Source organism: Chitinophagaceae bacterium (genome assembly GCA_016717285.1).
Lineage (GTDB): Bacteria > Bacteroidota > Bacteroidia > Chitinophagales > UBA10324 > JACCZZ01.
Map to the genome: position 1 here is coordinate 393,596 of JADKFU010000002.1, position 11,215 is coordinate 404,810.

Genomic DNA, 11,215 nt, shown 5'->3' on the forward strand with positions numbered 1-11,215 from the left:
TAAACAGTCATACTTTTAATTTTTCAATCCGGATTTATTTGAGAAAGCCTACCGCAATATCACTACTTGTTTTCCTGGTTTTGGCAACCACCACTTCTATTGTCTATTCCTGGGGATTTTGGGGGCATCAACGCATCAACCGTATTGCTGTGTTTACGTTACCTCCGCAAATGCTTGCACTTTACAAAGCGAATATTGAATACATCACCAGCCATGCTGTTGATCCTGATAAGAGACGTTACAGCAATCCGGATGAAGCACCAAGACATTATATTGACCTTGACAGGTATGGAAGTTATCCTCACGACAGTTTGCCGCGTCGATGGGACGATGCAGTAGCTAAATACAGCGAGGATTCGCTTAAGAAACATGGCATTGTTCCATGGTATGTTCCGTTAATGCTTTATCGTTTGACAGATGCTTTTAAGGAGAAAGACAAATACAGAATCCTTCATTATTCAGCCGATATCGGACATTACATTGCGGATGCGCATGTGCCGCTGCATTGCACTCATAATTACAATGGACAACTTACCAATCAGACAGGTATTCATGGATTCTGGGAATCGCGTATTCCTGAGTTGTTTGGTGAAAACTATGATTTTTTTGTGGGGAAAGCGGAATACATTTCGCATCCATCTGAATATATTTGGAACGTAGTTTTGAAAAGCAGTTTGGAAGTGGATTCTGTTCTGTCAATGGAAAAGGAATTGTCGGAGCAGTTTACCCCAGATCGCAAATATGCTTTTGAACAAAGGGGCGAGACCGTCGTTCGAACGTATTCAAAAGAGTATTCTGCAGCCTATCAGCAAAAACTGAATAATATGGAGGAGCGGAAAATGAGAGCGGCCATTATTGCGGTGGGAAGTTTTTGGTACACAGCCTGGGTAAATGCAGGCAAGCCTGATTTGAGTGAACTCAATGATGGTACTGTTTCACCTGAAGAACAATTGGAAATTGAAGCAATGGACAGAGCCTGGCGCGATGGTAAAATTTATGGACGGGAAGAATGACAACTTTGTAAATATTCTATTTGAATGCTAAACAATTTTGCTTTCAATAGTAATCTCATGGGTAAGAATCTGATGCGTTGGACATTTATCTGCAATCACCATGAGTCTTTTCTTTTGTTCTTCAGAAAGCGCACCTTTTAACTCAACAGTCCTGAGAATGTGTGTTGTGTTTTTGACTTTATCTCTTTCAAACGTCATGTGAACTTTTACTTCGTCGAGTGCCCAACCCTTTCTGTCGGCATACATTCGCAAAGTAATGGTAGTGCAGGAGCCCAAAGCTGCGAGTAACAATTCATCAGGAGAAAAACCCATTTCTGCTCCACCTTCATCTGCAGGCTCGTCCGCAATAATTGAATTTTCACCTGCCTGTACATGTGTTTTAAAATGATCTTTTTTGATGTGAGCTGTTGTGAGATGCATCGGTTGAGGGTTATACTGCTACGTTATCAAATTGTTGAATTGATATTTCAGTGTAAGGTGCAATAACAATTCAACAATCTAACAATGCAGCAAATAATATTACTACTTCGGTTTCGTAAACTGCATATTGCAATGGATGCGAACATCTTCACTTACCACTACACCACCGGCTTCCGTAACCACATCCCACATCAATCCGAATTCTTTGCGTTTTACTTTTCCGTTCACTTCAAATCCCACTTTCTTATTTCCCCATGGATCATCAATCATTCCCATGTAGAGCACATCGAAAGAAACCGGTTTGGTAATATCGCGGATCGTAAGATCGCCTTGCAGAATCCAATGGTCATCACCTGCATGCACGAGAGATGTGCTTTCAAAAGAGAGCTTGGGGAATTTTTCAGCATTAAAAAAATCATCTGATTTCAGGTGTGTATCGCGCTGTTCGCTGCCGGAAGTAACGGAAGCAATATTTGCCGATGCACTGATTTTTGCGGTAGAAAAATCAATTCCTTCTGTTTCCGCGTTCACTTCAAATTCTTTAAACTCACCCGTTACAGTGGTGAGCATCATGTGTCTTACTTTAAACTGCATCTGCGAATGTGCAGTATCCAGCGTCCATTTTACAGTTGACATTTTTAATTTGTTTTTGGTTTAGTGATGAATAAATATCAGGCGTGATTGAATGTGCCGCTGCTATTATGAATCTAAATGTCCATCGGAACTTCAATCAAAAGTATTTTAGAATCGTTGGTTGTTTTAATGATTATTGATTCCACGCCGGTGATGCCGGCACCATCCCTTTCATTCATCTCCTGGCCATTAATTGTTGCGCTGCCTTCAATTATAAAAGCATAAATGCCATTTCCTTTTTGATGAATAGTATATGTGGTTTCAATTTCTTCATTAAAATCTCCCATTGAAAACCATGCATCCTGGTTGATCCACAATGCCGCGGTTTCCTTTTCCGGTGAAACCACTAACTGCCACTTATTTTTCCGATCTGCTGTTTCAAATGTCTTTTGTTCATACCGCGGTGGAATGTTACGAAGTTTAGGAAACACCCAAATCTGCAAGAAGTTCACGGCATCTGTTTTTGATGCATTAACTTCTGAATGTGAGATGCCCGAGCCGGCACTCATAATTTGTACATCACCTGTTTTAATAATAGCTTTCCTGCCTGTTGTGTCGTTGTGTTCTAAAGCACCTTTCAGCGGAATGGAAACAATCTCCATGTTGTCGTGTGGATGTTTTCCAAAACCCATGCCGCCGGTTACGCTATCATCGTTCAGCACGCGCAAGGCGCCAAAGTGAACTCTTTCCGGATTGTGATAACCCGCAAAACTGAAACTGTGGTGGGAATCGAGCCAGCCATGATTAGCGTGACCACGGCTATCGGCTTTGTGAAAAATGGTTACTGACATATTCGATCTTTTTTGCTGCTGGAAAATTCCAACGAGGCAAAGATCAGCCAGTTAATTTTAATGGCCTTGTAAAAAACATCGACTTACAGGTACATTTTACGGATTTCATTTCTGAAAGTGGTGTAATCAGTAGCGGTGCAATTCCTGAAAAATTTGCTGAAATGAGAAGGATCATCGAAGCCTAATTGAAAGGACGTTTCCTTCATTGAATAATCTGAATAAGTGGCCAGCCGCTTAGCTTCTAAAATGATGCGGTTTTGAATCAGGTCTTTGATGGACTGACCGGTTTCTTCTTTAATCACTTCATTAAGATAATTGGCGGAAAGGTGCAATGCTTTTGCATAGTCACTTACTTTATGCTGTCGTGCATAGTTTTTTTCCAACAGGTTCTTGAATTCCTTAACTGTCCTTGACCTTGGATTTTGCAATGGCGAATTCAGATCAGCATTTTCTGCTTTTAGGCGCTTGCAGGCAATTAAAAATAATTTGAGCCAGGCAGCAATGGATTCCTGTTTCAGGTATTGATCATTTGCAAATTCTTTGAAGATGTGATCTGCGTAGCTTTTCATTTCAGGAATTTGCGAGCTTTTTAAACGGATTGGCTTGATTTCATCGCAGGCAAAAAACAATTCCAGTCCAGATAAAAACTGTTGCGGAATACCATTGGCTTCGAGAAAATCATTGGTGAAAAGAAATACCCTTCCTTTTGGTTTCCCCTTCAACAGAAGGTGATGCACTTGTTCGGGCCCGATGAAAAAAATGGTTTGACTGCTTACAGCATACGACTTGAAATCAATCTGATGTGTACCGGTTGCTTTTTCGATCCAGATGATGGTGTAATACTGATGGCGATGCGGAAATTGAAGCAGATTATTTTCTTCCGCTTCTACCTTCTGCATGGTTTTACATAAAAAATTTACCGGCTTGCCATTATGCAATAAAGCGAGTTGTGGAATTTTTTCGGGAGAGACTTTCATAATCGTGATAAAGTGCTCATGCTTACGGAATGATAACATTACCGTTTTGGCGAATGATCAGGCGGAGAGAGAGGGATTCGAACCCTCGTACCGACAAGTCGGTAAACGGTTTTCGAGACCGTCCCATTCAACCACTCTGGCATCTCTCCGGGGGCGAAAGTATCAAATAATTCCTTTAGCTGCCGGGTGGTTGTTAGGATAAAAATTCAAATACAATAAGTTGATGATTTAGCAAATACCTGTTACAATTCATTCAACTTCCCGTCATCCGTCAGTTTAAACAAACCGAATTTGCCATTCATATCATACAATTTCACGCTTCCATCTCCGGGAAATTCAAAGGACTGCACACCGGTGAATGACGTCCAGAGTTTATACAGTGTTTCAAATTCCGGCTTTTATAAATTTTTATTTCTACTGATTCCGTTGATGTACGCGCACCCACTAAGATTTCTAACTTGCCGTCTTTATCAATATCCGCTTCAGCCACCTGCACCATCAGCGCATTGGGATAAGGATCGCACACTGGAAAATTCTTTCCGTTCTTGCCCATCATTACTTTTAAGCCATCCGGTTCTTTGTAAGAGAGCACGATGGTTGAACCGTCTTTGTTTTTTATGGAAGGAAGCTTCGCGCTTTTCTTTACGAGTGAAACGGTATTGGTCGCGCCTTTAATAATATCCTGGGCAAATGAAATCCGGAAGGCAGCACACAAAATGATAAATGCAAAAAGTATTTTTTTCATGAAAAAAATTTTCACTGGCGAAAATAAATCCAAGTTGCGGCTTCGGGAAATTTAGATTTCCACGTTCATTTTGTGAGTTGCATTACTGTCTTTACATTCTTTCAAACTTCGCAGTAAAGTGGCGGAGAAATTTTGGTTCGTAGATAATGCGAAGCCCCTTCGCCCGATTCCTGTTTTTGTAGACTTCATCAAATACTTCGATTACATAATCAATATGACTTTGTGTGTACACCCTTCTTGGAATAGCGAGCCGGACTAATTCCTGTGCTGCCGGAATTAATTTTCCTTTCGCGTTATACTTCCCAAACATTACGCTGCCAATTTCAACGCAACGAATTCCACCGGCGAGGTACAATTCACAAACAAGTGCCTGTCCGGGATATTGCTCAACAGGAATGTGATGATAAAACTCTTTGGCATCAATGTATACAGCATGACCTCCGATTGGATGCATGAGCGGGATTCCCTTTTCGTACAAATGATTACCGAAATATTTTGTGCTTTCAATCCGATACTTAAGGTAATCAGGTTCAAAAACTTCTTTCAGACCAACCGCGATTGCTTCCATATCGCGGCCAGCAAGTCCGCCATAAGTAGTAAAACCTTCCGTAATGATCAGCAGGTTCGTACAGGCCATAGCTACCGCATCATCTTTTAGCGATAGAAAACCGCCCATGTTTGCAAGCCCGTCTTTCTTCGCGCTCATTACACAGGCATCTGCCAGACGGCACATTTGCTGAGCGATTTCATAGTAGCTCTTGGAAGAAAATCCTTTTTCAAAATGATGAATGAAATAGCTGTTTTCTGCAATACGGCACATGTCGAGTACAAGCATCAACCCATGTTCGTCACAAATCTTTCTCACCTCAATTGCATTGCGCATCGATACGGGTTGCCCACCGCCTGTATTGTTGGTGACGGTGAGAATAATGGCAGCTATATTTTTTCTTCCATGCTTTTTGATCAGCTTTTTCAGTTCATCGGTATCCATATCACCTTTAAAATGAAATTCGGAATTGAGATCCATTGCTTCGGAGGTAAGACAATCAATAGCTGTTGCTCCGGTAAACTCAATGTTGGCGCGTGTGGTATCAAAGTGGGTATTGGCAATAAAGATTTTTCCTTTGCCGCCAAGCTGACCGTACAAAATCCGTTCTGCCGCCCTTCCCTGATGTGTAGGAAGAATGTGTGGCATGCCTGTCAGTTCGTGGATGGTTTTTTCCAGCTTCAGCCAACTGCCTGCACCGGCATAAGATTCATCGCCCAGCATAATTCCCGCCCATTGATGGATGCTCATAGCTGAAGTGCCGCTGTCGGTAAGCAGGTCGATGATTATATCTTTTGAATGCAGCAAAAACGGATTGTAACAGGCACTCTTGAGCAAGCGCTGCCGCTGCGATTTGGTAGTGAGTGAAATGGGTTCGACTGTTTTGATCCTAAAAGGCTCGATAATAGTTTTTGTCATGGTAATTATATTATCAGGAAGAATTGATCATTACGGTTCCTTGCGGAAACTTTTGATTAAAAAGTTTCGCCGAAAGTAGTTGCCATAATTGTTGCTGATACTGATGAGAATTATTGATCCACATGATTTTTGTCATGTAGATGGCTATTGCAGGGTTTATAAAAAAGAAAACTCGCCTTTGTCCCAAGGAAAACAGGGACTTCGGCGAGCGATGGCGGAGAGGGCGGGATTCGAACCCGCGGTACCCTTTAGGAGTACACACACTTTCCAGGCGTGCTCCTTCAACCACTCGGACACCTCTCCTTTTTTTGAGCGGGACGCAAAGGTCATAAAATTTGCTTGCCAATCAAAATCAATACGCAAATACCTGTTTCGCATTGGAAGTGGTAATTGAAGCGACCTCTTCAGTGGAAAGGTTTTTAATAATGCCGATTTTCTCAGCAATCAACGGAAGATAACTGCTTTCATTTCGCTTTCCACGGTGTGGAACGGGTGCGAGGTAAGGCGCATCTGTTTCCAGTACAAGGTGACTCAGATCCAATTGCTCCAGCACTTTGTCAAGGCCGCCGTTTTTGAAAGTTACCACCCCACCAATGCCTAAATAAAATCCCAATTCAATTATTTGTTGTGCCTGGTTTATATCGCCGGAAAAACAATGGAAGATGCCACTGAGTTTTTCTGATTTGTTTTCCCGGATCATTTCAATGCAAGCATCAGTTGCGTCGCGGCTGTGAATGATAATCGGTAGCTCCAATTCCTTAGCCCAATCAATATGCAATTGAAAGTTTTCTTTCTGTTGGGGTATAAAAGTTTTATCCCAATAGAAATCCAGTCCTGTTTCACCAATACCCCGGAATTGTAGCTCAGGTTTTCTGAATAAATAGTCTTCAATAATTTTAAGCTCCTCCTTCCAGTCTTCTTTCACCGAACAAGGATGCAAACCCATCATTGGAAAGCATTTTTCCCGGTAGGTTGCTCTTAAATCCAGCATGCTTTCAATGGTTCCTGATTCAACGTTTGGCAGGAAAAAGCCATCAACTCCGGCCTGCATCGCCCTTTGCATCATGGCATCACGATCCGCATCAAATTCCGGCAGGTAAAGATGGCAATGGGTATCAATCAGCTTCACGGCAGACTTATTATTGTGCAAAGGTATTCATGTACGGTGGATTTGTTGAGATTGTGTTAGCTGCAAAAAGCAACGGTTACACATTATTTATTATCTTTAATGATCAATTGAAAACTATGAAAACGATAAATCTCTTATTTTTCTTTGCCCTGTTGTGCAGCACTCAAATGGCACTTTCACAAAATGAAATGGCTCCCGCGCCTGTGATGAAAAACAGGATTATTAAAATGGATTTCTTCTCTCCGCTCACCGGAAATCTTACGTTTGGATATGAGCAGGTTCTTACCAACAATATTACATTGGAAGGCAATATTGGCATTATTGGACTGAGCTTTATTGATGACGGCTATAATGGAAAGGGTATCTTTATAAAGGCAGGTCCGAAACTCTATTTTACGCCTGATTATTTACTGGACGGAATGAAAAGGTATAATGATTTTCAGGGAGGATATTTTAAGCCGGAATTTATTTACAGCGGATTCGGATTTGATTATGAATCTTACAATTCCACTAATGGTATTTACACTACTGAAAGAGGAACAAATAATTCTATTGCACTCATGCTGAATTTTGGAAAACAGTGGGTATTGGCAAAGATTATTTCGCTTGATTTGCACGGCGGAATTGGATATGGAACATCTTTTTTTCCACTACAATTCTACAGCACCTGGTTATGGATATCCTGATTCATTTGACGAAAGTTACAAATACAGTCATTTTGAAGTGCCTGAAGTTCCTTTGACTTTTTCTGCAGGTTTTGATATTGGAATACTGCTTAAGTAATTAGTTTACGGTTAGCGGTGCAAAAGAGAAATTCCTTTCTGAATAATATTCCAGAACACGTGGCAATGCATATTGCATGCGGTCGGCAGCTTTCACACTATCGTGAAAAACAATGATGGAGCCGGGTTGTGTATTTTCCAAAACGTTTTTAAGGCAGCGTTCTTTAGTTATGGTACGGTCGAAGTCACCGCTCAGCACATCCCACATTACCACTTTATAGCGGTTGAGCATGATGCTGGTTTGCGATTTCGTAATACGTCCATATGGTGGACGGAAAAGTTTGCTCGATACAATCTCATCACATTTTAATATGTCTTTAATGTAAGCATTTGTGCTGGTAGACCAGCCATTTAAATGTTTGTAGGTATGGTTGCCTATAGCATGACCCTCTTTCTTAATCGTAGAAATAATTTCCGGGTAACGCTCCGCATTTTGTCCTACCAGGAAAAAGGTGGCCTTGGCACTAAATTTTTTCAATTCCTTTAATGTCCATTCTGTAATAGAAGGAGTAGGTCCGTCATCGAAGGTGAGATAAAGCTTTTTTTGTACTTCAGGAAAACTCCATACCTGACGCGGATAAAGGCGTTTTAAAATTTCAGGGTTTTTATAAAATACATTCCCAATTTGGATTCGGTTCTTTAATATGCGTTCTGACGAAAGGTGAAGCATCTTATTTTATTTCAGAAAAACTTAATTCAAGATGGTATGTGGATTGTATTGGTTGCAGACGGACTAGAATTAATATTGACACGGTAAGCCATCTGCAATCTTTGGTCGGGTTCTGGAGAAACTTCTGATCTGAGTTGGAGCATAAGAATGAACTGATGAATGTTTGGCAGAACTGAAGATTAGTCCTTCGAAGAGCCATTTTATACAGGCTAATTTTATCATAATTCAACTATTTTTGTCCGAATCAACTTCATGAAATGTCCGTCAGAGTAAGGTTTGCTCCAAGTCCAACAGGCCCCCTGCATATTGGTGGCGTTCGCACTGCTTTGTACAATTACCTCTTCGCGAAGCAACACAACGGCACATTTATCATAAGAGTGGAAGATACCGATCAGAACCGTTTAGTGAATGGAGCCGAAGAATACATGTTGCAAGCGTTGGAATGGTGTGGCATTGTTGCCGACGAAGGTCCTGGATCAGGCGGACCATATGGACCTTACAAACAATCGGAACGTAAGCAATTGTATTATCCCTTCGCATTACAACTGGTAACTGCCGGTAATGCGTATTATGCTTTGATACTGCAGAAGAACTGAATACTATGCGCGAGCGACTGAATATTATTTGCTGTACCGGTTTTTCGGATGGGAAGAAGAACGCCCGAAGTTTGCTCACTTACCGCTGATCCTTCGTCCCGATGGAAATGGAAAGCTCAGCAAGCGGGATGGCGACAGATTGGGATTTCCGGTATTTCCACTTAACTGGAAAGATCCGGCAACCGGCGAACAATCGTTGGGATTTCGCGAACGTGGATTTTTTTCCGGAAGCATTTGCAAACATGCTGGCACTCATTGGATGGGCGCCGTCAGAAAGTAAGGAAGTGCTTCCAATGTCGGCATTGATAAAGGATTTCAATATCGAACGTATTCACAAGGCAGGCGCAAAGTTTGATTTTGAAAAGGCGAAATGGTTCAATCATGAATACATGAAGCAGAAATCAGGGAATGAACTATCTGCTTTTGTAAAGTTGGAATTAATGGAAATCGGGAGGAAGCATCGCAGGATTATATCGAACGCGTTTGCGAAGTAATCAAATTGCGGTGCACGTTTATCAATGAGCTCTGGCAGAACGCTGCTGTTTTTTTATTGCACCTGTTGAATTTGACACGACTGTTGTAAAAAGTAAATGGAACAATCAGGCAGGAAAAAATTTTGAAATGTTAGCCAGTGAATTGCAGGCGCATGATGATTTTTCAATGCATTCGGCAGATACTTTTTTGCACGACTTTTTGAAGCAGCATAATTTTAAAGCAGGAGATATTTTACCAGTGCTGAGAGTGATGTTGATTGGAACAAAGAACGGCCCCGCCGTTTTTGAAATCGTTTCATTGCTTGGCAAAGAAGAATCACTCAACAGGATGAAAGTAGCTGCTGTAAAGTTTGATGGAATGACAGCCGCTTAGTTGTTAATTTTATTGATAGGCTTTCCCAAAAGCAGAAAATGAAAAAATGAAAAAGAAGAAAGATAAAATTGATGAAGCGCAGGTGGATCCTGAACTTAAGGGATTGGATATAAGGGTGAATGAATTCGGCGAAATCATTTCCAATATTTCACCAGATAAGCTGAATGATTTTCTCGACCGTAAAGTAGTTGACAAAAGCTGGTTGAGAAAAAAGAAAAAGAGCAGAAAAAACCCGGTCAACTGAAGAAATAAATGCAAACCATTAAAATTTAATACCTCATGTCTTCCATTCAAACGAATCGTCCGGTACGTGTGCTGGTTGCCAAGGTTGGTCTTGATGGCCATGACCGTGGCGCGAAAGTGATTGCTTCTTCCTTGCGTGATGCAGGTATGGAAGTAATTTACACAGGACTTCGTCAAACGCCTGAAATGGTGGTGAATGCCGCTTGCAGGAAGATGTGGATGTGATAGGTATTTCGATTTTATCAGGCGCGCACATGACGGTGTTTCCAAAATAATCAACCTGATGAAAGAAAAGGAACTCGGAGATGTGCTGTTAACCGGCGGCGGCATTATTCCTGAAGAAGACATGTCTGCGCTTCATGAAATGGGAGTAGGTAATTGTTCGCGCCGGGTACTTCCACGCATGAAATCTCCGGCTATATACAAGAATGGGTGAAGTTGCACCGTAATTTTGATTTTTATAATCTGCACGTATTTGTAAATCGCTCACAAAATAAGGACTCAAATCTTGCCGGGAAATCACGGCTCAATTCTTAAAAAAAATCAACAATGGAATTCAAACATTTATTAGTTGACTTGAATGAAGGAGTGTTAACCCTCACAATCAACCGCCCTGAAAAATTAAATGCGCTCAATCGTGAAGTGATTGAAGAATGGATATTGCCTTTAATGATGTTTATGAGAATGATGAGATTCGTGGAGTAATAATCACAGGTTCAGGGGCAAAAGCATTTGTAGCCGGAGCTGACATAACAGAATTCACGTCCTTCACAACAGAACAGGCAAAAGAAATGTCGGCGAATGGTCACAGGGTTTTTAATAAGATTGAAGCAGCGCCTAAACCGGTAATAGCTGCCATAAATGGATTTGCTTTGGGAGGTGGT

11 protein-coding genes, 2 tRNA genes and 3 pseudogenes are annotated in these 11,215 nt (G+C 41.3%); 6 read left to right on the forward strand and 10 right to left on the reverse strand.

What is annotated here, in order from left to right; genetic code table 11:
- Positions 1 to 56: 56 nt before the first annotated feature.
- Positions 57 to 1,013, forward strand: coding sequence for a S1/P1 Nuclease (locus tag IPO83_04775; protein ID MBK9730596.1), 957 nt, complete (start codon positions 57 to 59; stop codon positions 1,011 to 1,013).
- 27 nt (positions 1,014 to 1,040) lie between these two features.
- On the opposite strand, the gene IPO83_04780 is transcribed toward IPO83_04775, so the two are convergent.
- From IPO83_04780 to IPO83_04820, 9 genes are all read right to left on the reverse strand, one after another.
- Entirely contained in the window at positions 1,041 to 1,433 is a 393-nt protein-coding gene (locus tag IPO83_04780; protein MBK9730597.1) for an OsmC family protein, read from the reverse strand.
- A gap of 102 nt (positions 1,434 to 1,535) precedes the next feature.
- The gene (locus IPO83_04785; GenBank protein MBK9730598.1) at positions 1,536 to 2,069 is read right to left on the reverse strand and encodes a YceI family protein; all 534 of its coding nucleotides are present in this window, start codon (positions 2,067 to 2,069) and stop codon (positions 1,536 to 1,538) included.
- Between the two features lie 71 nt (positions 2,070 to 2,140).
- On the reverse strand, positions 2,141 to 2,857 hold the full coding sequence (locus IPO83_04790) for a pirin family protein (GenBank protein ID MBK9730599.1): 717 nt from the start codon (positions 2,855 to 2,857) through the stop codon (positions 2,141 to 2,143).
- Positions 2,858 to 2,940: 83 nt separating this feature from the next.
- The gene (locus tag IPO83_04795) at positions 2,941 to 3,756 is read right to left on the reverse strand and encodes a helix-turn-helix domain-containing protein (protein MBK9730600.1); all 816 of its coding nucleotides are present in this window, start codon (positions 3,754 to 3,756) and stop codon (positions 2,941 to 2,943) included.
- A gap of 140 nt (positions 3,757 to 3,896) precedes the next feature.
- A tRNA-Ser gene (locus IPO83_04800) sits at positions 3,897 to 3,983 on the reverse strand.
- Positions 3,984 to 4,147: 164 nt separating this feature from the next.
- On the reverse strand, positions 4,148 to 4,579 hold the full coding sequence (locus tag IPO83_04805) for a hypothetical protein (protein ID MBK9730601.1): 432 nt from the start codon (positions 4,577 to 4,579) through the stop codon (positions 4,148 to 4,150).
- A 91-nt stretch (positions 4,580 to 4,670) separates the two neighbouring features.
- A complete protein-coding gene (locus IPO83_04810) occupies positions 4,671 to 6,044 on the reverse strand; it encodes a tryptophanase (protein MBK9730602.1) in 1,374 nt (457 codons plus the stop codon).
- 212 nt (positions 6,045 to 6,256) lie between these two features.
- Positions 6,257 to 6,347, reverse strand: a tRNA-Ser gene (locus tag IPO83_04815).
- A 49-nt stretch (positions 6,348 to 6,396) separates the two neighbouring features.
- Positions 6,397 to 7,173, reverse strand: coding sequence for a TatD family hydrolase (locus IPO83_04820; protein ID MBK9730603.1), 777 nt, complete (start codon positions 7,171 to 7,173; stop codon positions 6,397 to 6,399).
- 116 nt (positions 7,174 to 7,289) lie between these two features.
- On the opposite strand from IPO83_04820, the gene IPO83_04825 reads away from it, so the two are divergent.
- A complete protein-coding gene (locus IPO83_04825) occupies positions 7,290 to 7,859 on the forward strand; it encodes a DUF3575 domain-containing protein (GenBank protein ID MBK9730604.1) in 570 nt (189 codons plus the stop codon).
- A 97-nt stretch (positions 7,860 to 7,956) separates the two neighbouring features.
- Here the strand turns inward: IPO83_04825 and IPO83_04830 are convergent, their stop codons facing one another.
- A complete protein-coding gene (locus IPO83_04830; protein MBK9730605.1) occupies positions 7,957 to 8,625 on the reverse strand; it encodes a polysaccharide deacetylase family protein in 669 nt (222 codons plus the stop codon).
- A gap of 257 nt (positions 8,626 to 8,882) precedes the next feature.
- Here IPO83_04830 and IPO83_04835 point away from each other — a divergent pair.
- The 4 genes and pseudogenes from IPO83_04835 (at position 8,883) to IPO83_04850 (ending at position 11,215) form a co-directional block, all read left to right on the forward strand.
- Positions 8,883 to 10,088: pseudogene (locus tag IPO83_04835) on the forward strand (hypothetical protein).
- A 46-nt stretch (positions 10,089 to 10,134) separates the two neighbouring features.
- Entirely contained in the window at positions 10,135 to 10,332 is a 198-nt protein-coding gene (locus IPO83_04840; GenBank protein ID MBK9730606.1) for a hypothetical protein, read from the forward strand.
- 35 nt (positions 10,333 to 10,367) lie between these two features.
- Positions 10,368 to 10,868 (forward strand): annotated as a pseudogene (locus IPO83_04845) (cobalamin B12-binding domain-containing protein).
- Positions 10,869 to 10,880: 12 nt separating this feature from the next.
- Positions 10,881 to 11,215: pseudogene (locus IPO83_04850) on the forward strand (enoyl-CoA hydratase/isomerase family protein).

What these genes read in the sequence shown, in the direction of transcription:
- IPO83_04780 (MBK9730597.1), bottom strand. Translation starts at nt 1,433, where the DNA reads ATGCATCTCACAACAGCTCACATCAAAAAAGATCATTTTAAAACACAT.
- IPO83_04785 (MBK9730598.1), bottom strand. Translation starts at nt 2,069, where the DNA reads ATGTCAACTGTAAAATGGACGCTGGATACTGCACATTCGCAGATGCAG.
- IPO83_04830 (MBK9730605.1), bottom strand. Translation starts at nt 8,625, where the DNA reads ATGCTTCACCTTTCGTCAGAACGCATATTAAAGAACCGAATCCAAATT.
- IPO83_04795 (MBK9730600.1), bottom strand. Translation starts at nt 3,756, where the DNA reads ATGCAGAAGGTAGAAGCGGAAGAAAATAATCTGCTTCAATTTCCGCAT.
- IPO83_04825 (MBK9730604.1), top strand. Translation starts at nt 7,290, where the DNA reads ATGAAAACGATAAATCTCTTATTTTTCTTTGCCCTGTTGTGCAGCACT.
- IPO83_04810 (MBK9730602.1), bottom strand. Translation starts at nt 6,044, where the DNA reads ATGACAAAAACTATTATCGAGCCTTTTAGGATCAAAACAGTCGAACCC.
- IPO83_04840 (MBK9730606.1), top strand. Translation starts at nt 10,135, where the DNA reads ATGAAAAAGAAGAAAGATAAAATTGATGAAGCGCAGGTGGATCCTGAA.
- IPO83_04805 (MBK9730601.1), bottom strand. Translation starts at nt 4,579, where the DNA reads ATGAAAAAAATACTTTTTGCATTTATCATTTTGTGTGCTGCCTTCCGG.
- IPO83_04790 (MBK9730599.1), bottom strand. Translation starts at nt 2,857, where the DNA reads ATGTCAGTAACCATTTTTCACAAAGCCGATAGCCGTGGTCACGCTAAT.